Consider the following 22,291-nt stretch of genomic DNA (forward strand, 5'->3'; position numbering starts at 1 on the left):
CAATTATTAGTTTACAGAAACTGCTGTTTCTACTTTCATATCAAGTTCTGATACTACAAATTTACCTAGATCTTTACCTTGATTAAGGCCTACGTCTACAGCAGCGCGGTAGTGTATACCACCATACATACGACTTACAGCTGCCTCTTGAGCCGCAGCTCTAAACGATTTAAAATTACGTATAGGTAGGCCGTATGCAATCTCTGTATCATCATTAAAAGAAAAATTATTCCCAAAAATACTAGTAAGACTCTCTGCCGCAGCACCAGAAACTACTGAGTGACCACTTACGTACTCTGGAAAAGGAGGTGTTTGTAAAATAGGCTTCCAAGAGTCATCTATGTGGTCATTTATAAGCGTCTCTGGACGTATTAAATTAGAACGGTACTTCTCGTCCCAACAAGAGATAAAAGCGTCATACATTGCTATGGTTGTTTTTGTATAGGCGTGCAAAGTATGTACTACATCTAGGCCTGCTTTTTTTGAGGCGATTTTTGTGATTCCTACCCAGTGACCACCAGGGGTTATCTTTTTTGTAGCAAACATTAAGTGACCTCGTGTAACAGATACATAAGGATTACAATCCCAAAACTGTGCTATGGCAATCTCCTCAGAGTTGTCTCCATCTTTTGTGATTTGCTGGCTTATGTCATAGACCTCTTTAAGCTCTTTATAAAAATCTGAGTCTTTTTCTAGTGAAAATGCTGGTGGTGGTACAGGCTTAAACTGGTCTGCGGCATTAATTACAAATGGTCTTATTTTATTCCAGTGTGGTTCAATTCCATCCATATAAGCGGGTGGTGTAGGTTGCCATCTAGAAGGCTCGTCAGAACGCACAGAGAACTTAGGCATTGTGCGAGTTTGTTTGTAATTATCACCATCCATCCACGCTGCAATATGATTAGACACTTGTAGGCCATAATCTCTTGACTGTACAAACTCCTCTTCATTAAGCTCTTGCCATCCTGAATAAAGGCTATCTCTATATACCTCTATATCTTGCTCAGAAAATATAAGGCGTTTACTCATATCCATATGTGCTACTAGCGCTGCAAGCTCATAATTAATAGATGCATCTTTTGCTGGCGCTGGGATGGCTGTAAAGTTTGTAAGCTGGCCAGAAAGTGATGTAAATGATGGGTTATTTACAGCTAGTATCTCATAGGCCGCAATATTAGGGTATGCATAAATTCTACTAGCTACTGGAGGTGAGAAGATATCGTGTATAATTACTTCTGTAACTTTATCTATCGCATTATGAAAGTGATCTGGTGTAATCACAATAGGCTCACTCTTTTTTGAACAAGAGCTTAAAGTAATTAAAGCAGTAAGTAGGACTATGAGTGTGTACTGTGTTTTCATTATTGTGTAGTTTCTATTGTATATACCTGTGCTGGTTCATTATTAAATGTAACGAGCAGGTAATTTATGTTATTATGTGTTATGATAGATAGCTTACGAACAGACTTTTGAGCAAAATCTAAGCCTAGGGTATATCCATCTATTATTTCTTGCTCTGATTTTATAAGAGCACCAGAAAAAGAATCTAACCTACCGTGATACGGTTTTGTGCCAAAATAATTTCCACCAGCGAGGGCCTCTTTTTTTCCATCATTAGTAAAGTCAAACACTACAAAATCTAGTAGAGGAGCAACTTGTAATGATGATGGGAAAGGTACAAAAGTAAAGGAACCTTTTTCATTTTTTAAGTATCCAGACTTTAGAGTGGTAACATTTAATTCTTGAGCCTTAGATAAACTCTTGGCAGCTATAATCTCTGAGATAGTTTTACCGGCAAAATCATTATTTGTACTGTATTTCTTTTTAAGAGATACAAGTTGTGTCGCTAGTTCAGGAAGATTTTGAATAGGGTAGTAGTCTCCATTTCTAGCAGTAGCAACCAGTGTTTCGGTCTGACCGTTGTTATCAAAGTCTGCGTGGTACATTTTGAGCGGCTCACCTTCTGTAGCTGTAAACTTGCTGTTAGTTCCCCAGTTGCCTAGCAAGTAATCCAGATCACCATCATCATCTATATCTAAAGGCGCTATGGTTTGCCATAAGCCAGTAAGCATCTCTGTTGTTAACTTCTCTTTAGAAAGCACGCCATCATTATTAATGTAAAATTGAGGTTCCATCCATTCACCTATTACAATGAGATCTTTCTGGTTATCATCGTTAAGATCTGTCCACACGGCATCTGTAACCATACCTATATTACCTAGGTTGTTATTTTTATCTACAGTGTATTTGCCATTGTTGTTTTTGAGGAGCACACTTTCTGGTGCTGTGCCAAAATCGCCAGTAATTACTTGATGACCTATAAACAAGTCCATATCACCGTCATTGTCATAATCATTTGGAGCGATAACAGAAGTGTTGCCTAGTAAGTTGAGAGGTTGCTTTGACAGGCTATCATCTAGTTTTAAGATATAATCACCTAGTGCAGTATTAGTAGCCGAAAAATCTGCGCCAGCGGTGCCTACTATAATTTTACCATCTTGAATGATTGCTGTTTTGTCTTCGGTTTTACTCTGTTTTTTTAAGGGTTCTATATACGCTTTCGCGAAAGCGGAATCTCCACCCAAGTATATTTGAGACGAAGTAAATTTTGAACTACCAAAATAAATATCATCCACCCCATCATTATTTATATCACCCACTGCGGTAGCTGGACCCCGATCTGAAAGTTGATAAGGAATTAATTTTTGACGGTTAAAGTCTATATAATCATCTTCCTTGTGTGTGTAATCTATGCCTAGATTTCCTGGTGTTTTTGAGAAGAGTTTTTCATTTTTTGGCAATAAACTATGGTAATCAAAAGGTGTTGAAGCCCGTGGCGACAGCTTTACCAATGAATTAGTAGTTATGTTACGCTCAGTTTGATACGTGTTATCTGGCCATATAACCTTGAGAGAATCAATAGTCGTGTTTTTAGGAAAGCCAAAATGCACAAGAGGCTGTGACGATGCTTGAAATCCTCTGGCTGTATAGAGCTCTTTGTACTGGGTCTTACCTCCTGCATATGCAAATACTTTAGTACCTATCCCAAAAGGATTCTTAGCTGTGTACTCAAATTTGAGTTGGACAGATGTAGCCGTAGTATCTGTCTGGTTGATGTAGAGCGTTGCTTCTTTGTTTATGTTATTAACTACAATGTCTAGGTCCCCATCGTTATCTAAATCTGCAAGGGCAGATGCGCCAGAAACAGATGGTTGAGATGCTAGCCACGTCTGTGATTTATCTTTAAAGTTCAAATCTCCACCACCCTTAAATAACCTGTTTGGTGTTGCCCCGCTGGGCATAAGGTCTAGAGCTTCATTATCCAGCAATCGGGACTCGTTAATGCGATTTTGAATTTTATCACTAGAGATAAAGTTTATAAAATCTAGATTGTTAGGTCGCTTAGGAATACCGTTTGCAATAAATAAATCTTGTACACCATCGTGATCAAAATCTGCAAAAAGAGCGCTCCAGCTCCAGTCTGTAGCAGCAATTCCAGAAGATAGTGCTTGCTCTTTAAATTGATATCCCGGTTGATTTACAAAAAGCATATTACGGGTAAACTGGTAGTGATACCCAAAGCGTTCTGTGCGTAACTTTTGCGTTTGGATATTATCATCGCCTTCAGACGCTTTAAGAGCAACTTCATCATCTGGAAGCATATCTAATGAGATGATATCTGGGAAGCCATCACCGTTAAGATCTGAGTTGTCATTACCCATTGAGAATCTCGAGGTGTGTGGAAAGTGTTCTTTTAAGCTTTCGCGAAAGCGTACACCTCCTTCATTAATGTAGTAGTAATCATCTTCGTGAAAATCATTACCCACATAGATATCTGGCCATCCATCTTGATTAAAATCTGCCACCGAAATGCCGAGGCCGTAGCCATTTATGCCACCATAAATACCCATCTGCTCGCTTACATCTGTAAAGTGGTTACCATCGTTTCTGAGAAGTTTGTCGCCTGTCTTTTCTGTACGCTTGTTGCGTAGGGATGCTTTGCCAAAAGAGGACTCTGTGTGTATGGCGTGGTTGAGTAAATAAATATCTAGATCTCCATCAAGATCATAATCTAGCACTGCGGCTGTAGTCCCGTAGTCTTTAAAATCAAGTCCATAGGCTTCTGCCTGTTCTGTAAAAGTACCATCACCATTGTTTATGAATAACTCATCGTGACCAGAGAAATCATTTATACCCACCACAGCACGCACATAGATGTCTAGGTATCCATCTGCATTTGCATCAAACATAATAGCACCGGTACTCCAAGAGTTATTTCCTCCAGTTTTGGAGTTAGTTGTGATGTCTGTAAACTTGAGATTACCCTCGTTGAGATAGAGTTTGTTTTGTACTTGGTTGCCAGATAGGTAAATGTCTTGTAGGCCGTCATTATTAATGTCACCCACAGCTACGCCACCACCATTATAAAAGTAGAGGTAATCTAGTATGTTAAGGGAATCGCTCTCTGCAAGTGTATTTGCAAAGGTGACTTCAGTACTGTGTCCAGATGGAGTTTTGAAAAGCGGCGGGCTCTCATCTACAGTCTCGCGTGTACACGAGACAATGATAAGTGCCATCCATAAAAGTACTAGTGCACCTCTTCTCATAGTTAATTGTTAAGCGCAAAAACTCTAGGTTTACTGTCATTAAGCGCGGCTATAAAGTATGTGTTACCAGCTGCATCTGTAAACGTCTGTAAGTGTTTCATCTCTTCGCGCACATAAAATCCGCTTTTGGTATAGGGTTGCCACTCAAAGTTTGCAGAGCCATCACCTAGTAATACACTCCCAAAACTTGCATCTAGTTGAGAGTACTGTGGTTTGTACTCAAAGTTATTACCACCCATAACAAGATCAAGTAGTCCATCATTATTTACATCTGTACAGCTTATGCCGCACACACAAGATAATTGTACGCCAGCAGGTAGTGCCTTTAGTGTAAAGTTTCCTTTTCCATCATTTACGGCAACAGCAGACTCAGAGGTGTTAACTTTCTTTACTTTAGAGTTTGCCAGTACCTCTGCAGAGAATAACTCATCTATAGATCTTTTTGCATAATCTGAGGCTTTTATATTCTGTTTTTTTAATGATACGATTTGCCCCATTATCTCCTTTTTCTGGTGTAGCGGGTAATCTTTACCCTTTTGAGTTATGGTAGTAATTTGCTCTATCGTACTATTTGCATCAAAATCATTAATAAATAACTTCATAGGTGCATCTTGAGTAGGTTTGTAATGAATATTTGTTCCTTCATTACCTAGTATTAAGTCTAGATCACCATCATTATCTATATCTGCACTTTCAATACTTTGCCACCAGCCGTAAGCCTTATCAAGACCAGAATTGTGTCTTATAAGTTTTCCATTTTCTAGTTTGTATGCTTTTACAGTATCCCACTCTGCAGTAATCACTAGTTCTTTTATAGTGTCACCATCTATATCTGTCCATACAGCATCTGTAACCATACCAGCATCATTAAGGACAGCTCCTTGTTGAGGCGTTACATTTGTAAAGCTACCTTTACCATTGTTTTGTAATAACAAATGCTTTGGGTTAATACCATAGGTGCTTGTTGTATTTCTAGAACCTATAAATAAATCTACATCACCATCTTGGTCATAATCATAAGGAGCGATGACAGAGGCACCTTGATTTACAGCGGGTAGTAATTGAGCCGGATTAAATGAGCCGTCACCTTTATTTACGTATAAACGTGGTCTGTAAAATGGAGCGCCATCTATCTGGTTTCCTCCAGTAGCTACGATGAGGTCTAAGGCGCCATCACCGGTTACATCTACAAAAGAGGCCGCAGTATCTTCAAAAATTGCTGACTTATCAAAATTTATAGAAGAAGGTACAAGCTTCCCATTACCCTTATGTAAATACAGGGTAGGAGCTTGGTCTTTTGCTCCACCTATAAAGATATCTTCATTACCATCTCCATCTACATCACCTACTGCGAGGGCAGGACCTTCTTGTGAGAGTTTCTTTGCAATAAGCCCCTCGTAGTCAAAATCATTGTACTCATTTTCTTGATGTGAAGTAAGGAGTGTGTTATCTAATTCTCTAAGCAGGGTGTTAGACTCTTTGACTGGGTATTTATATACTTCAGAGGCCTCACTAATTTTAGCCGTAAGTGTTTGGTTCGCATTAATGTTTTTGAGTAGTTGTGTCTTGTCATTAGGCCATATAATACGCAATGAGTCTATGGTTTTTGAAGCACCTAGGCCTATGGTCATTCCATACTCCATAGAAGATTGAAAACCTCTAGATGGAACAAGTTCTTGTAAAATAGATTGATTGTCGTGATATAGACGTACAGTAGTACCCACTGCAAATCTATTTTTATCACTACCCTCAAAGTTTATTTTTATATAATTATGAGACTCATCTACTACGGAGTTGTTTCTGTAAACAAATGCATCCATATTTACATTATTCACCACAATGTCTAGATCACCATCATTATCTAGGTCACCATAAGCAGCGCCATTAGACATACTCTCTAGACCTAGGCCCCAGTCTTGTGCCTTGTTTGTGAATGTTAAGTCTTTCTGGTTTTGATAAGCATAATTAGGTAGCGGTTTTACAGGCATTTTATTAATGATAGAGTCTACTGGGTGTGTTTTTCCATTAGCCTTACTACGTATAAGCTCATTTGCAAAGAAGTCTACAAAATCAAGATCTGTGAGGTCGTGGTTAATACCGTTTGTAATATAAATGTCTCTGTAACCGTCATTATCCATATCAAAAACAAGCCCAGACCAACTCCAGTCTGATGCCTCTACACCACTGTAATAAGCCGTTTCCGAAAAAGAACCGTTACCATTATTTATTTGTAGCGTATTCTGGATAAACTGCTGGTAAAAGTCATCACGCTGTTTACGTTTATAAATGTTGTAGCCATCAAATTCCATTACAGACTTTACTCGCTCCTCACCGTCTGGAAGCATATCTGTAATAAAAATATCTTGAAGCCCATCGTTATTTATGTCTGAGATGTCTATACCCATCGCAGAGAGAGATAGGTGAGAGGTCCACTCTTTAATCTCTTCTGTAAAAGTTCCGTCTTGATTATTGATGTATAAATAATCTCGTTCAAAAAAGTCATTAGAAATATAGATGTCTGGCCATAAATCTTGATTAACATCTGTCACTACAACGCCTAGTCCAAAACCTATAAGAGAACCATATATGCCAGACTCTTCACTTACATCTGTAAAAACGCCATTGTCATTACGCATAAGTAGGTCTCCCACACCACGTATGTCTTCATTTACATTTGCCCAGTCTTGTGCTCGCTTATCTCGTTGTCCTTTGTTACCTAGACTGTTTACAGGTACATTGCTGTTATTAAGGATATATGCATCAAGGTCTCCATCTTTATCATAATCAAAAAAAGTAGCGTGTGTTGTAAACCCGGATGTAGCGAGGTTATACTCTTTTGCGCGCTCAGTAAAAGTGAGGTCACCATTGTTAATATACAAGTCGTTGTCGTGGCTATTCTCCTTTAAATTTCCTGCATTGCTTACATAGATATCTAGAAGTCCATCTGCATTTACATCTGCCATTGTAACTCCTGTAGACCAAGGTTTGTTACCCTCAATACCAGCGGTTTTAGAAATATCTTCAAATTTAAAATCACCTTTATTGAGGTATAATTTGTTCTTGCCCATATTTGCGGTTAAGTAAATATCTGCAAGTCCATCATTATTAATATCGCCTATTGCCACACCTCCTCCATTGTAAAAGTTGCGATACTTAAAGATATTAAAATCCTTTTGGTTCTTAATACTATTTATGAAGGCTATACCGGTGCTGTCTGGAGACATTTGAGTAAAAAGAGTAGGAGCGGTAGCGTGCTCCTCAGTAATGGTTTCCTTGTCGCAAGAGCTTATGAGCAGAGTAAGTGCTATAGCCGCAAATAGATTATATTTTTTAAAAACATTCATAAGTTTAATCTTCTTTTCTAAGGAATAATGGAGTATCATTATTTCTACCAACGATGATATATTTCTTTCCAGATATCGTTGCTGTGTCAATGCTTCTGGAAGCACCTAAAATATTGAATTTTGTCTTTTTACCCACGTTAAAAAAGCCATTTTTGTCATTATAAAGAACAATGCCTTTTGAACCATCAAGTCTTCCTAGTTGTGTGCTTATTTCATAATCATTTCCTATTAAGACTAGGTCCTTATAACCATCATTGTCTAGATCATCTACAAGTATATCGTGCACAGAAGATACTTGTGCTGGTAGTGGCAGCTGCTTTTCTGTAAACGTGCCATCTCCGTTATTTTCAAAATAGACAGAGGCTAGCTGGGTAACCTGCTTTATTGTAGCCGTTGCAAGCTTGTTGCTGGGCAGTAAATCTTTAAATTCCGCTTTCGCGAAAGCGCTATAAGAAAGATATTTCTTGTTGAGTTGTGGTAGTTGTTTTGTAAGCTCATCTTTGGTAGCAATTGTGGTTTCTTCACCTTTATAGTAGTAGGTTACTATAGGGTCAAGTTTGCCATTATCATCAAAATCTTGGATATATAACTGCACAGGCTCTGCCGCCGAAGCTTTAAGGCGTGTGTTGAGGCCCCAGTTGCCAGCTATAATATCAAGATCGCCATCATTGTCAAAGTCTGCTACTTGTGATGAATTAAACCATCCATTAGTGTTTTCTAAGCCGTTGTTGTCTTGCTTTGTAAGTTTCTTACCATCATTGAGCAAAATTGTGGGAGCCATCCAGTGACCTAAAACCACTGCGTCTGGATAACCATTATCATCAATGTCTTGCCACTGTATGTCACGTACATTACCGATGTCTTTAAAATCTGGACTATAACTTTCTGTAATATTACTGAAGTTACCTGAACCATCATTACTAAAAAGATACTGCAGCGGAGTGGTGCCAAACTCCTGAGGGATAACGTCGCTGGTTATAGAGATGTCTAAGTCGCCATCTTGATCTAGATCTACAGCGTTAATAGTAGATGCATTAATAAATGTATTATTAAAAGCTTCTTTTTTGTGTTCTAGACCTCTCGCTGTATTGATATAGAGTCTAGGTTGTAACGCGTTACCTGTTTGTATTTCATTACCACCACTTACAATGATAAGATCGTTTAAGCGGTCACCATTTGCGTCAAAAATGATTGCATCTATATCTTCTGCAATGGCGTGCTTATCATTGCTAGGAAGTTCTTGTTTCGTAAAACTTCCTGAAGTGGTTTGCAGTTGTAATGAAGTGGCTTGAGATTTTGCACCAAGGGTGACAAAATCTTGTAGGCCATCATTGTTTATATCACCACTACATATCGCTTTACTGAGGTTTGTAGAAGAATATGGCACCAATGGATTACGACTAAACTCCACAGTAGGGTTTTCTTTATGTTTAAAGGATAGCAGTGTGTCATTTACATACTGTCTCGTTTTTACTTTTGCTATTAATCCCTTATAATAATTGCCACCAGCGTTTGTGTAGTTTAAGGTTATCCTTTGATTTGCTGATATTGTTTCTTGTTTTTCAGTTTTGCCATCAGGCCATATAACACGTAAAGAGTCTATTGTTTTAGAGCTATCTAGGCCAATTAAAATTTCTGGGACGACAGATGATAGAAATCCTCTCGTGGTATAGTTTTCAAAGTATTGAGAATTGCCATCTGTATAGACTTGTATTTTTGCACCTATTCCTTGTATGTTTTTGCTAGGCCCTACAAGGTCTACTTTAAGATAATTTGCTTTTGTGACTGCTTTGTTGGTTTTATTTTCGAGTATAAAAGCCTCCTCATTTACATTATTTACTATTAGGTCAAGATCTCCATCATTATCTAGATCTGCATAGGTACTTCCATTGCTGAATGATTTTTTGCTTTTTATCCAGTCTGCAGAGGTGTTTTTAAAAGTGCCGTTTCCATTGTTTTTAAAAAAATAGTTCACCGTTTTTTTACTAGGCATTTCTTCTATAAGGGGAAGTTCACCATCTGTCATATTTTTACCTAGACGCTTTTGTATATTTTCATTTGATATGAAATTAATAAAATCCATATCATTTGTTGCACCTAGAATACCATTTGTAATATAAAGGTCTTTGTGTCCATCATTGTTAAAGTCTGCAAGTAGGGGAGACCAGCTCCACTCAGAACTTGCAACATTGCTTAAAAAAGCGCTTTCTGTAAAAGAGGAAGAACCCTGATTAATATGCAAGGTGTTCTGCATAAATTGTGGTGTATAGCCTTGTTTTAGATTATTTGAGAATATGGGGTAATTATATTCGGCACCAGAAGTTTTTAGGGTATAAGGGTCTTCAGGGAGCATATCTACAGATATGATGTCAGGTAGGCCGTCATTATTTACATCTGCTATGTCATTTCCCATAGAAAAATGTGAGGTGTGGCCTAGTGCTCCATTTTTATTATTAATTTCATTAAAGGTTCCGTCTTGATTATTGATGTATAAATAATCATCTTCAAAAAAGTCATTACCTATATACATATCTGGATATCCATCATTGTTAAGATCACTTATGTTTATCCCGAGGCCGTAACCTATTTTTGATGAATATATGTTCGCTTTCGCGGAAGCGTCATAAAAAACACCATCCCTATTTTCTAGTAATTTATCACCGTTTATTGTATCTCTAGTTGTGCGCTGGCTACCTCTCCCGAAATATGCGTTAGGGTACAGTGAGTGTGATAGTATATATGCATCAAGGTCACCATCTAGGTCGTAATCAAAAAAAGCTGTTTGTGTGTTGAGACCTTCTATATTTAATTGATAGGTTGACGCTTCTTCTTTAAATGTTGGTATGCCATCTGTAAGGCCTTGATTAATGTAAAGTAAATTTGACCCTTTGAGATGTAAGTGTCCTGAGACTTTAGATACGTATATGTCTAGATATCCATCATTATTAATATCTACCGTGGTCACGCCTGTAGTCCATCCAGAGTTGTTATTTATACCCGAAGTGGTGGTTATATTTTGAAACTTTAAGTTGTCTAAGTTTAAATAAAGGTGATCTTGATTAAGATTTGAAGCAAAATAAATATCTACAAGTCCATCATTATTAAAATCGCCTGTAGCAACGCCAGCGCCATTATAATAATAGAGGTAGTTAAGTATGTTAAGCTCTGCAGATTTTGTGAGCTCATTTGTAAAGGTTACACCTGTATCTTTTTTATGTATAAAGCGGTGATTTTTCTCTGGCTGTGAGCACGAGAAAAGAAACATTAATAGTAAGAGTAGGGGCAATGAAGTTTTCACTTAAACAAATGAATTTTGAGAATGTAATATATAAAAAGAGGGTTAGAAAACTCTAACCCTCTTTTAAGCTAATTATTATACCAAGTTTAGTAGCCTGGATTTTGGGTAAGGTTAGGGTTTAGTATTACCTGACTCGCTGGAATAGGGAAGAGGTTTTTAGTCTCATCTCCTACCGCTCCTGGAGCTTTAAGTTCCCAGTCTGCAGTAAATTGTCCAAAACGGATTAAGTCATTACGTCTCCATAGTTCTGCATATAACTCACGTCCTCTTTCATCTATAAGCTCTTGTGCTCCTACAGATCCTAATGGAGTTGCTCCTCTAAGTAGACGAAGCTCATTAACTAGCGTTGTAGCGTCTCCACCTGAACGGAAGATTGCTTCTGCCTTCATAAGGTGAGCATCTGCATATCTAAAGAATATTTCGTGTGCGTTAAATGATCCGTAACGTGCAGCATACTTTTGTACACGTATACCAGTAGTCTCATCATTATTAATAAGACTTACATTACCGTCTCCATCTTTAAAATCTCTTTTAAAAGTTAATGGAGCACCTGCTCTATCCTGTAGTGCAGATCCATCTGCAGCATATTGTTGTCCTATTAAGAATCCAACACCAATGTGTGTTGCATCTGCAATACCATCACCATTGTTATCTGTACATCCATCACAGTCTGCGATAGGCATCCCTCCTGTAGGAACTACACCACGACGCTCTTCTTGACCACTACCTTCTACGTTAATTTCTGAATCTCCTTCAAAAAGGTCATAGTAAGACGATAATGTAGCAAAACCGTTCCATCCACCACCGGTGTTGTCACGCTCACTAGTTTGTGCATAGTGAAGTCCATTCCAAATTCTGTTTCCTACACCAGCTCCTAAGAACCAGATAGTTTCATTATCACCAGAATCACGGAAGATATCAAAATAACCTTCTTGTAAGTCATATCCTTCTCCGTTAATCTGATCTACAAGTGATACCACTTGGTTCATATCGGCAGTGTCAGGAGTTGTACTTAAGTAAATGTGTTTGTTAAGTAACACCTTTGCTAGTAAGTATCTTGCTGCTGCTTTGTTAGGTCTATTGTTATTAGTCATAGGCGCGCCAGCAGGAAGTTGATCTATAGCTGCATTTAAGTCAGATACAATCTGATCTACAGCTTCTGCACCTCTAAGTACGATAGGATCTTCAAATAATGAAAGTTCTGGATCACGTACAGGTACTTGTCCCCAGTTATCAAGAACAACCCACATACCTAATGCTCTTAATAAATGAGCATTTGCACGATCTTCTGCAGTTGCATTTACTGATAGTTCAGAAAGCACTTGTGCTGCTTGAAAGTGTGTTGTGTTCCACTGTAAGAAAGCAGTTTGAATAAACTGGTGACTTGTTAACCAGTTGTGCTGGTGTAACTGTCTCCAGATTCCGTTATCTCCCCAGTCAGATCCTCTAGTAGGTATAAGAGCAGCATCTGTAGTCACTTCTTGAAGTGCAAAGATGTTTGCTTGATCACCTATTTGACCATTAAGAGAGTTGAACATATTATCTACAAAAGATGAAGGGTCCAGTACTCCGTTAAAAGTTTCTCCAGTAATTACCGAGTCGGTGCTTTCGATTTCTAGATCAGTACACGACGTCACCATCGCTCCGATCATAAATGCTCCTGCTATGAAGCGGGTTGCATTTAGTTTAATGTTTCGTTTCATAATTTTTCTTTTTTTTATTAAAATCTAGCATTTACACCAAGTGTAAAAGTACGAGCTCTTGGGTATGGGGCATAGTCAATACCTGCTGTTGGTATCGCAGAAGCGTTAAGTGATCCTGTGTCAGAACTGATTTCTGGATCAAGACCGCTGTAACCTGTGATTAAGAATAAGTTTTGACCTGTAAGTGATAAACGTAAAGAGTCAAACATACCTTCTCCACTTAATGGCCAGTTGTAACCTAAAGATGCAGATTGTAATCTTACAAAATCTCCTTTCTCAAGAAAACGTGTAGAAACTGCTACCGAAGAGTTAGGATTTTCTGAACTATTTGCAGCTGCTTGAGTTACGTTTTTACCAATAATTAGAGCAGACTTAGTAAAGAATGCATTGTCTGTTGCGTTATATACTGAGAATCCAAATTGACCATTAAAATATGTGCTAAGGTCAAAGTTCTTGTAACGAGCGCTAAGTGATAAACCAGAAGTTACCTTAGGTACTGCATTTTCTCCTACAAAGAATTTATCTGAATCTGGATCTCCTACACCATCACCATTTACGTCTAAATATGTAGGCTCTCCATTTGCGTCAAATCCTGTAAACTCAGCCATATAGAATGAGAATAATGGTTGTCCAGCTTCAAGCTGTTGAGCAAATGCTCCTGTAAGACCATTACCACGTATAGCTCCAGTTTGGATCACACGTCTTGTATCTTGAACTTCGTTTTTGTTATAAGCAACATTAAAAGCTGCATTGAAACCAAAATCATCCGTATCAATAAAGTCATAGTTAAGTGCAAGTTCAATACCTTGGTTAACTACCGTACCATCATCTAAGTTACCAAATGCTGTTTGAACGTTTGCAGGTGCAGCAGTCTCAGCAAGTAATAAAAGATCATTTGTTTCTTTACGGTATAAGTTGAAAGAACCATTAAAACGATCGTCGTTAAATCCAAAATCAATACCTACGTTAAAGTCTGTAGTCTCTTCCCATTTTAAGCCAGGGTTAACATCACCTACAGGAGAAGTTCCTGGTATGTTATCTCCACCGCCAATAACGTTAAGATCGTTATCTATTCCTGTGAAGTTTGCTTGAGTTCTAGTTGTAAACTGACCGTATCCTAGTCCTTCTTGAGAACCTACGATACCAGCTCCAATACGAAGCTTAAGAGTTGATATGTTATCGCCTACAAAATCTTCTTCATCAAGCTTCCAAGCAAATGCTCCAGAAGGGAAGTATCCATAACGCTCATCTTCACCAAAAGTAGAAGAACCATCTGCTCTAAAAGTTCCTGTAAATAAGAATTTCTCATTTATAGTAACATTTGCTCTTGCAAAGAAAGATTGTAACTCGTCTGCATTGTCATAACGACCAGCGATGTAAGCTGGTATAACTTGTGCAAATCCAGTAGGAAGTGTAAGACCTGTTTGTACTTCAGGTAGAAGTGTAGTTAAGAAACTACCGTCGTTACCATATCCAAATACTTGAGCATTACCAGGAACAACATTGTTTAAGATGTTGTACTGGTCAATAAGTTGTCCTCTCATATCTGCAAGGTTTGTAGTGTTAAAACCAGCTCCATTAGAGAATATACCGTCTCTCTGGAATTCTTGATAAGAGAATCCTCCTAAAAGGTCAAGCTTTACATTACCTAAATCTTTCTTGTAATTAAGCGTTGCTTCAAGAAGTTTGTTTTCATTATTGTTTATGTTGTAATCTCCACGTCCTATACCAGTAATACCCTGAGTGTTTAGAATAGAAGAAGCAATAACTCCAGTTGTATTTGCCTCAGTTCTATCATAACCTACAGTTACCTTAGCGCTTAACTCTTCTGTCACATCATAATCAAGAGATAAGTTTGCAAGTATACGGTCACTCTCAGAAAGTCCTTGAAAACTATTTAAGTAGTTTAATGGGCTAAAAATACCAGGCGTTTGCTCAAAAAATTCGTCATTAGTAGGGTACGTAGGGTTAGCAGATATAGAAGCACCTATAAGGTCTCCTCTTGATCCTGCTCCACCATTTAAAGGTGCAGTCTCTCTGTTAATACGAGAGATACTACCAGTACCTGTTACTGTAAGCTTATCATCAAAAAACTTTTGAGAAAAGTTAAGTCTTCCAGATATTCTTTCTATAGAAGAGTTTTCTACAACACCATTGTTATTTCCATATCCAAAAGAAGCACGTACATTACCTCCATTGTAGCTCTTAGAATAACTTAGGTCAGTCTGTCTTGAGAAAGAGTTACGTAAGTAAACATCTTGCCAGTCTGTATCTGCATTACCTATAAGTTGGTCGCTTGCTCCTGGTATGTTACCAATTGCATCAAGAAACTCAGCTCTGTTTAATAAGTCATATCGCTGTGCTGCTTTAGAAGAACTCACAGATGAGTTAAGTTCCCAAACACCTTTAGAAGCTCCTCTACCACCTTTAGTTTGTACAATAATAACCCCGTTTGCTCCACGTGAACCATAAATAGCAGTTGCAGATGCATCTTTTAATATAGAGATACTCTCAATATCATTAGGATTAATAAAGCTTAATGGGTTACCACCACTAGCTTGAGCAATACCTCCAGTGTTTACACCAGGAGCTCCACCCCCAGCAAGAGGCACACCGTCTACTACAAATAATGGGTTGTTTCCAGAACGTATAGAGTTGTTACCACGTATACGTATAGCAACACCACCTCCAGGCTCTCCAGAAGACTCTGAAATTTGAACCCCGGCAGTTTTACCTTGTATAAGTTGTTCTGGTGTTTGTATCACACCTTGGTTAAAGTCTTCTGCACCTACATTATCTACAGAACCTGTAGCATCTTTAATAGTAGTAGAACCGTACCCTATAAGTACAACCTCATCTAGTGCGTTGTCTGATGCTAAAGAAACATTTACTACACTTCTACCTCCTACAGCAACTTCTTGTGTAGAAAAACCTACGTAGCTAAAGACTAGAGTAGCATCACTAGGAACATTGTTAAGACTGTAGTTACCGTCAAAATCGGTTGTGACACCATTTGAGGTTCCTTTTACAATTACGTTTGCTCCCGGTAATGGGCCATTTTCTTCAGTAACAGTACCTGTTACAGTTTGGGCTTGGGCAATCCCTACAAAGAGAATTGCAACAAACAAGAGCATACTTTTAAGTATTACTTTCTTCATAAGAATCTTGTTTAAAAATTAGTTTGCTTAGTTTTTTTATGAGTAATCACCTCATTTTAAAAGCTAAAAATATGTAAATTTTATGTTAAGACCATATACTTTGCCCGTTAAAGTTACGAAAACGATTTCGTGTGAACAAACCGTCATTTGTAGGAATTCGGTAAAAAATGATGGTTGAAATTAGCGTTTTCGTATAATTTTAGGTGTCTAATTTCCAAATGCGGAATGATATTTTTTGAATCTTGCTTTTTAGTAATCTTTTCGTGATGTTTTCGTAACAGAGAGAACTGTTAATTTATTTATGTTTTGCCTCATAGATAGCGAGTAGTTTTTTCTTTCTTTTTAGTGATTATTTATTTTGAAAACACACGCTTTCGCGAAAGCGTAATGAAGACTCATAAATATTTTAAAAGTGATCACGAGTGTGAATTAAATGTTTTTGCATCTTAATAGCTGGAACTATAATTCTAATGAGACCTTGCAGATTTAGCTCTTTAAGCTTTTTAATACACTTATCTTTGTGACTCGTATTATTCCAGATGTTAAGATGACTAAATTTGATATACTCATAGTAGGTGGTGGTGCTGCCGGTTTTTTTACAGCTATAAATCTTGCCGAAAAAAACCCGCAACTTAAGATTGCCATACTTGAGCGAGGTAAAGATGTTCTTACTAAGGTTAAAATTTCTGGTGGTGGTCGTTGCAATGTCACCCACGCAGAATTTATACCTAAGGAGCTTTCAAAAAAATATCCTCGAGGTGAGAAAGAGCTACTAGGCCCCTTTCATACCTTTATGACGGGAGATACCATAGCCTGGTTTGAAGAACGTGGCGTAGAACTCAAGATAGAAGAAGATGGGAGAATGTTTCCAGTAACAGATTCTTCGGCCACTATTGTAGATTGTTTTATCTCTCTGGCAAAAAAGCATCGCATTGAAGTGCTTACTAACCACGCCGTGCAAGATGTAGGTTTTGATGACGCTTTCGCGAAAGCGCAAACCACCAACACTTTTTTTGTAAAAACTAGTAAGGGGGTGTTTGCTTGCGATAAGCTAGTGATGACCACAGGTAGCAACCCTAAAATGTGGAAACTCCTCGAAAAACTAGGTCATACTATTACTAATGCGGTACCGTCACTTTTTACTTTTAATATAAAAGATAAACGTATTGAGGGGTTAATGGGTGTTGCAAAAGATGTCACTATAAAAGTACTTGGCACAAAACAAAAGTCTGAAGGGCCATTACTTATTACACACTGGGGGATGAGTGGCCCGGCTATATTAAAACTGTCTGCCTGGGGAGCGAGAGACCTTGCTGCTATCAATTACAAATTTGACATACAGGTAAACTGGCTACAGCATTACTCGCAAGAAGAGGCACTAGAGATGCTTATGGAGCTCAAAATGGCTCACGCAAAGCAGTCGCCTCACACCTACGCGCAGTTAGACTTGCCTAAGCGCCTGTGGCAAAGTTTACTCATTGCAGCCGGAATACAACCATCTATAAAGTGGGCAGAGCTCACAAAAAGCCAGCTTCAATCTCTTAGTAGAGAACTTACTCAATCCAGATACAAGGTAGATGGTAAGAGCACCTTTAAGGAGGAGTTTGTGACTGCTGGAGGTGTAAATCTTAAAGAAGTACACTTTAAAACCTTTGAGAGTAAAAAAGTAAATCATCTTTATCTTGCTGGAGAGGTGCTTAATATAGATGCAATTACAGGTGGGTTTAACTTTCAAAATGCTTGGACGGGAGGCTATCTCATTGCTCAGGCTATAGATTCTTAAAGAGTAGATTTATGAATACGTATATATGTTTACTGCGCGGGATTAATGTAGGAGGTCATAAAAAAATCAAGATGGCAGAGCTCAAAACTCTTTTTACTTCGCTAGGATATAATGACGTGGTGACTTATATACAGAGTGGAAATATTATATTTAAATCTCACGAGACAAGTATAGATGAGATAACAGCTGTTATAAAGAAAGCTATTGTAAGTGCCTACGGTTTTGAGGTTCCCGTGTTTGTTTTAACTCGTACAATGCTCATTCAGGTTTATGAGAATTATGTGCTCTCACCAGAATGTATAGCCTCAAGTTACTTTACATTATTGCATACCGTGCCCAGCACAGAAGGTATTACACTTGTAAATAACTTAGAGTTACCTAACGAACATTTTGTAGCTACTGAAAATTGTGTTTACATATATCCAGAGAAAGGATACGGAAAAGCAAAGGCGACAAACACTTTTTTTGAAAAGAAATTAAACGTGGTTGCGACAACACGCAATTATAAAACTATCGTAAAATTGCTAGAGCTTTCTAGTTAAGGCGCCAGATTTCAAAATTAAGAGCACTTGCAAAGGCAAGCCATAGTAGGTAAGGAATAAGTAATGCTGCGCTCCACCGGTCTACTACTCTAAACCATTTTATAGTAAATATTACTAAGATAAACAGTCCGCAAATTGCTAGTAAGGCAAGAAACGGCTCTTGCCACCCAAAAAATATAATACTCCACATTCCATTAAGGATGAGCTGAAACCCAAAATGATAAAGGGCCGTTTTTACCCATTTGTGATAAAAACCTCGATTCCATACAATGCCGGCAGCAATCCCCATAAGAATATATAACGTGATCCACACGGGAGCAAATACCCAGTTAGGAGGGCTCCAGCTAGGCTTCATAAGGCCTACATACCAGTTATCAATACTAGATTGAGTAGCTAGAGAACCTATGGTTCCTACAAGTAGGCAAATAATAATGCTTAGCACAATGCGCACTAGTAAATCTTTGTTCATAAGGAAAGGATTGGACTTAAAGGTAGTAAATATTCTTAGAGGTGTCTAAGCGTTGATATTGCTATCTTTGCTCATATATCTATAACCACCCTATGACCGAAAGCGATTTTATACCCTCAGAAAATTATAAAGTACTTACACAAGGATCTGTCACTTACCAGTCTCCTAGTAATATAGCCCTTGTAAAATACTGGGGTAAACACGGTGAGCAATTACCACAAAATCCTAGTATAAGTTTTACGCTTTCTAACTGTCACACTACGACCACGCTTTCTTATAAAAAGGCTACTAGTGCTACCGGTGAGATTGAGTTTGATGTACTGCTAGACGGCAAGTCTGAGCCAGATTTTAAACCTAAAATCGCAAAGTTTTTTGAACGTATAGAGAAGTATATACCTTTTGTTAAGGAGTACTCGTATGTCATAGACACGGCAAACTCTTTCCCACATAGCTCAGGTATTGCAAGTTCTGCTTCTGGTATGAGTGCGCTTGCTTTATGCCTTATGGAGGTAGAGCGACAGAGCAATCCAGATATGACGCCTGCTTATTTTTTACAAAAGGCTAGCTTTCTCGCAAGACTTGGTTCTGGTAGCGCGTGTAGAAGTCTAGATGGTCCTCTAGTGGTATGGGGTAACCATAAAGAGATATCTAATAGTAGCGATATTTTTGGAACGAGTTATAATGGCAATGTACACGATAATTTTAAAAATTATCAAGACACCATCTTACTTGTAGATAAAGGAGAGAAACAAGTAAGTAGTACAGTAGGTCACGGTCTTATGCACGGTCACGCTTTCGCGAAAGCGAGATTCTCCCAGGCTCACGATAACTTATCTGAGCTTATGCGTGTTTTTGAGGCAGGTGATGTAGATGCGTTTATAAAACTAGTTGAAAGTGAAGCACTCACGCTACACGCAATGATGATGACCAGCCATCCTTATTTTATATTGATGAAGCCTAAGACGCTCGAGATTATAAATGAAATATGGGATTATAGACAACAAACGGGCTCAAAGGTGTGCTTTACACTAGATGCTGGCGCAAACGTACACGTACTTTATCCCGAAAATGAGAAGCATAGTGTGCAAGATTTTATAGCTACTAAACTTTCAAAATTTTGCCAAAACGGCCACTATATCAATGACTTTGTGGGTAATGGAGCAAAAAAATTGTAAATTTGTAATTGGTATTAAGAGCACCCCATATGAAAGGTCCGTTATTTTATTCTAAGATTTTACTTTTTGGTGAGTATGGAATCATAAAAGATTCCAAAGGACTTGCTATTCCTTATAACTTCTATAACGGAGCGTTAAAGATAGAGGAGAACCCTTCACAAGAGGCAAAGGACTCAAATGAGAAGCTTGCAAAGTTTGTTACTTACCTTAATGATTTACAAACAGAGCAGCCGGAGTTAGTTTCTTTTGATATTGATAAAATGAATCAAGATGTGGCTGCGGGTATGTACTTTGATTCAAGCATTCCACAAGGATATGGTGTGGGAAGTAGCGGTGCGCTAGTTGCAGCTATTTATGATAAATATGCCGTAGATAAAATTACCGTTTTAGAAAACCTTACAAGAGAGAAGTTGCTCACACTAAAAACAATTTTTGGTGGGATGGAATCATTTTTTCACGGTAAGTCTTCTGGATTAGACCCTCTTAATAGTTATTTAAGTCTTCCTATACTTATTAATAGTAAAGATAGCATTGAAGCTGCCGGTATTCCTTCTCAAGCAGAAAAGGGTACGGGAGCTGTATTCCTTTTAGATAGCGGCATTGTAGGTGAAACTGCACCTATGGTAAATATCTTTATGGAAAATATGAAGCAAGACGGTTTTAGGTCTATGCTTAAAAATCAGTTTGTAAAGCACACAGATGCCTGTATAGATGACTTCTTAAAAGGAGATGTAAAATCACTTTTTGGGAATGTAAAGCAGCTTTCTAAAGTAGTTTTAAGTAACTTCAAGCCAATGATTCCTACAAAGTTTCACGACTTATGGAAACAAGGTATTGAGTCTAATGATTACTATCTCAAACTTTGCGGTTCTGGAGGTGGAGGTTATATGCTAGGCTTTACAGAAGATCTTGAAAAGGCACAAGCAGCTCTTAAAGATCACAAGCTAGAAGTGGTTTACACTTTCTAATTAATTTTCATACATTTTTTATTAAACGAGATAGCTTATGCTTTCGCGAAAAAACAAACGTTTTATCCTTAAGTTAGTAAGTCTATTCTCTGTAGTAAGAGGTTACAATATTCTTATTATTGTACTTGCTCAGTACCTTACATCTATATTTATACTTGCGCCAGATAAGAGGCTTAGCGAGATATTATTTGACCCTAACCTTTTCTTTTTAGTGCTTGCAGGTGTTTTTACTATAGCCTCTGGGTATATAATAAACAGCTTTTACGACTCAGAAAAAGACCTCATAAACAGGCCTAAAAAAACAATGCTAGACCGCTTAGTGAGTCAAAACACAAAGCTGTCTATTTACTTCACTCTTAATTTTCTTGCAGTTATAGCGGCTAGTTATGTCTCTTTTAAGGCTGTTGTTTTTTATGCGCTTTATATTTTTGGTATTTGGATTTACTCACATAAGCTTAAAAAGATTCCTTTTTTAGGAAATCTCGTGGCGGCAACACTCGCTATCACACCCTTCTTTGCTGTGTTTATCTATTATGGAAATCTAGCTCCAGTGATATTTGTACACGGGTCCTTTTTGTTTTTAGTGATAGCTATGCGAGAGATGGTAAAAGACTTAGAGAATCTTAAGGGAGATTTTGCACAGAGATATCGTACTATACCTGTAATGTATGGCGCTACTACTTCAAAGTGGCTACTATCGTTGCTAGCTGGTCTTACAGTTATACCTGTATTCTTTCTTATAAACCATTTTAAGCTGGGTTATATGAGCTATTATTTTTATGGTAGTGTGGTGTTGTTGCTCCTTTTTCTTGCTATTTTATGGCAGTCTAAAGCAAGACCTCATTATGTGCTACTCCATAATATCTTGAAGTTTATTATAGTCGCTGGTGTATTCTGCATCATACTACTGGATGCTAGCGTTGTCCTTAATCGAATTTTTTAGAACTACTTATTGTAAAAGTTAAGGCAATAAAAAAGCCCGCCATAGGCGAGCTTTTTTGTAATCGTAAAAAAGTATCTATCTTAATTATGACAGTACACTTACTTGTGCAGCAGTCAATCCTTTTCTTCCTTCTTCTTCTACGTACTCAACTTTGTCTCCTTCGTTGATAGTTTCCCCGTTAAGACCTGTAACGTGTACAAAGATGTCTTTACCAGTCTCGTCATTAGTTATAAAACCATAACCTTTTGACTCATTGAAAAATTTTACTGTTCCTTCCATTATAAAATATGTAATTAATAAA

At 37.9% G+C, this 22,291-nt stretch carries 13 protein-coding genes; 5 read left to right on the top strand and 8 right to left on the bottom strand.

The window, feature by feature from the left end; all coding sequences use genetic code 11:
- Window positions 1–6: 6 nt before the first annotated feature.
- The 6 genes from Q0948_RS11685 to Q0948_RS11710 form a co-directional block, all read right to left on the bottom strand.
- A complete protein-coding gene (locus Q0948_RS11685) occupies window positions 7–1,362 on the bottom strand; it encodes a vanadium-dependent haloperoxidase (protein ID WP_298352795.1) in 1,356 nt (451 codons plus the stop codon).
- Window positions 1,362–4,607, bottom strand: coding sequence for a VCBS repeat-containing protein (locus Q0948_RS11690; protein ID WP_298352798.1), 3,246 nt, complete (start codon window positions 4,605–4,607; stop codon window positions 1,362–1,364). Before Q0948_RS11690 ends, Q0948_RS11685 begins: the two co-directional genes overlap by 1 nt.
- 2 nt (window positions 4,608–4,609) lie before the next feature.
- A complete protein-coding gene (locus tag Q0948_RS11695) occupies window positions 4,610–7,990 on the bottom strand; it encodes a VCBS repeat-containing protein (protein ID WP_298352801.1) in 3,381 nt (1,126 codons plus the stop codon).
- Window positions 7,956–11,249, bottom strand: a complete 3,294-nt coding sequence (locus Q0948_RS11700) for a VCBS repeat-containing protein (protein ID WP_298352804.1) — start codon at window positions 11,247–11,249, stop codon at window positions 7,956–7,958. The genes Q0948_RS11695 and Q0948_RS11700 overlap by 35 nt, the downstream gene beginning before the upstream one ends.
- Window positions 11,250–11,335: 86 nt before the next feature.
- Window positions 11,336–12,952, bottom strand: a complete 1,617-nt coding sequence (locus Q0948_RS11705; protein WP_298352806.1) for a RagB/SusD family nutrient uptake outer membrane protein — start codon at window positions 12,950–12,952, stop codon at window positions 11,336–11,338.
- A gap of 17 nt (window positions 12,953–12,969) precedes the next feature.
- A complete protein-coding gene (locus tag Q0948_RS11710) occupies window positions 12,970–16,110 on the bottom strand; it encodes a SusC/RagA family TonB-linked outer membrane protein (protein WP_298352809.1) in 3,141 nt (1,046 codons plus the stop codon).
- 547 nt (window positions 16,111–16,657) lie between these two features.
- Between Q0948_RS11710 and Q0948_RS11715 the strand changes: the two genes are divergently transcribed.
- Window positions 16,658–17,893: an NAD(P)/FAD-dependent oxidoreductase gene (locus Q0948_RS11715; RefSeq protein ID WP_298353375.1), complete on the top strand. Its 1,236-nt coding sequence runs from the start codon at window positions 16,658–16,660 to the stop codon at window positions 17,891–17,893.
- A gap of 11 nt (window positions 17,894–17,904) precedes the next feature.
- Window positions 17,905–18,435 carry a DUF1697 domain-containing protein gene (locus Q0948_RS11720; RefSeq protein ID WP_298352812.1) on the top strand — a complete coding sequence of 177 codons (531 nt, stop codon included), beginning with the start codon at window positions 17,905–17,907 and terminating at the stop codon, window positions 18,433–18,435.
- Here Q0948_RS11720 and Q0948_RS11725 read toward each other — a convergent pair.
- Complete coding sequence (locus Q0948_RS11725) at window positions 18,428–18,904, bottom strand: TspO/MBR family protein (RefSeq protein ID WP_298352815.1); 477 nt, start codon at window positions 18,902–18,904, stop codon at window positions 18,428–18,430. The genes Q0948_RS11720 and Q0948_RS11725 overlap by 8 nt on opposite strands.
- A gap of 92 nt (window positions 18,905–18,996) precedes the next feature.
- Between Q0948_RS11725 and Q0948_RS11730 the strand changes: the two genes are divergently transcribed.
- From Q0948_RS11730 to Q0948_RS11740, 3 genes are read left to right on the top strand one after another with little or no spacing between them, the layout of a single operon-like run.
- The gene (locus tag Q0948_RS11730) at window positions 18,997–20,079 is read left to right on the top strand and encodes a diphosphomevalonate decarboxylase (RefSeq protein ID WP_298352818.1); all 1,083 of its coding nucleotides are present in this window, start codon (window positions 18,997–18,999) and stop codon (window positions 20,077–20,079) included.
- Between the two features lie 29 nt (window positions 20,080–20,108).
- Window positions 20,109–21,047, top strand: a complete 939-nt coding sequence (locus Q0948_RS11735; protein WP_298352821.1) for a mevalonate kinase — start codon at window positions 20,109–20,111, stop codon at window positions 21,045–21,047.
- 37 nt (window positions 21,048–21,084) lie between these two features.
- Window positions 21,085–21,990: a geranylgeranylglycerol-phosphate geranylgeranyltransferase gene (locus Q0948_RS11740; RefSeq protein ID WP_298352824.1), complete on the top strand. Its 906-nt coding sequence runs from the start codon at window positions 21,085–21,087 to the stop codon at window positions 21,988–21,990.
- An 84-nt stretch (window positions 21,991–22,074) separates the two neighbouring features.
- Here the strand turns inward: Q0948_RS11740 and Q0948_RS11745 are convergent, their stop codons facing one another.
- Window positions 22,075–22,269, bottom strand: a complete 195-nt coding sequence (locus tag Q0948_RS11745; protein ID WP_035326968.1) for a cold-shock protein — start codon at window positions 22,267–22,269, stop codon at window positions 22,075–22,077.
- Window positions 22,270–22,291 lie beyond the last annotated feature (22 nt).

It is taken from the genome of uncultured Dokdonia sp. (genome assembly GCF_947496725.1).
Taxonomy (GTDB): domain Bacteria; phylum Bacteroidota; class Bacteroidia; order Flavobacteriales; family Flavobacteriaceae; genus Dokdonia.

Excerpts from the sequence above, each read along its gene's own strand:
- Q0948_RS11735 (WP_298352821.1), top strand. The coding sequence starts at position 20,109 with ATGAAAGGTCCGTTATTTTATTCTAAGATTTTACTTTTTGGTGAGTAT.
- Q0948_RS11695 (WP_298352801.1), bottom strand. The coding sequence starts at position 7,990 with ATGATACTCCATTATTCCTTAGAAAAGAAGATTAAACTTATGAATGTT.
- Q0948_RS11740 (WP_298352824.1), top strand. The coding sequence starts at position 21,085 with ATGCTTTCGCGAAAAAACAAACGTTTTATCCTTAAGTTAGTAAGTCTA.
- Q0948_RS11715 (WP_298353375.1), top strand. The coding sequence starts at position 16,658 with ATGACTAAATTTGATATACTCATAGTAGGTGGTGGTGCTGCCGGTTTT.
- Q0948_RS11730 (WP_298352818.1), top strand. The coding sequence starts at position 18,997 with ATGACCGAAAGCGATTTTATACCCTCAGAAAATTATAAAGTACTTACA.
- Q0948_RS11705 (WP_298352806.1), bottom strand. The coding sequence starts at position 12,952 with ATGAAACGAAACATTAAACTAAATGCAACCCGCTTCATAGCAGGAGCA.
- Q0948_RS11710 (WP_298352809.1), bottom strand. The coding sequence starts at position 16,110 with ATGAAGAAAGTAATACTTAAAAGTATGCTCTTGTTTGTTGCAATTCTC.
- Q0948_RS11745 (WP_035326968.1), bottom strand. The coding sequence starts at position 22,269 with ATGGAAGGAACAGTAAAATTTTTCAATGAGTCAAAAGGTTATGGTTTT.
- Q0948_RS11725 (WP_298352815.1), bottom strand. The coding sequence starts at position 18,904 with ATGAACAAAGATTTACTAGTGCGCATTGTGCTAAGCATTATTATTTGC.
- Q0948_RS11720 (WP_298352812.1), top strand. The coding sequence starts at position 17,905 with ATGAATACGTATATATGTTTACTGCGCGGGATTAATGTAGGAGGTCAT.
- Q0948_RS11690 (WP_298352798.1), bottom strand. The coding sequence starts at position 4,607 with ATGAGAAGAGGTGCACTAGTACTTTTATGGATGGCACTTATCATTGTC.
- Q0948_RS11685 (WP_298352795.1), bottom strand. The coding sequence starts at position 1,362 with ATGAAAACACAGTACACACTCATAGTCCTACTTACTGCTTTAATTACT.